Origin of the sequence: Spirulina sp. CCY15215, assembly GCF_016888125.1 — a bacterium.
Lineage (GTDB): Bacteria > Cyanobacteriota > Cyanobacteriia > Cyanobacteriales > Spirulinaceae > CCY15215.
The window spans coordinates 1-242 of sequence record NZ_JACSWA010000401.1; the positions used below are offsets into that span (position 1 = coordinate 1).

A 242-nucleotide genomic window follows, 5' to 3' on the forward strand; every position below is an offset into this window, starting at 1 on the left:
ATCAGGATCGATCCCCAATTGTAAAAGGCGATCTCTCATTTTTTGTAAGTCAAATTCGGCGCGATCGGCACGTTGTTTTTCAAGTTCTTTTTCTAAACGTTCGCGATCGCGTTGGTTTTCAGCGATAATAGCTCTTTGTTTTTGACGATCGCGCTGTTCAACAACCTCAACAAAATCAACAAAACGCTCTCCATCAGGGTGAAATAAAACTAAATCCTTCTCGCTTGTGGTAAATTTTATCC

General features: G+C 40.5%; 1 pseudogene. It reads right to left on the reverse strand.

The window, feature by feature from the left end:
• Nucleotides 1-242: pseudogene (locus JUI58_RS11425) on the reverse strand (Uma2 family endonuclease); the annotation flags it as partial.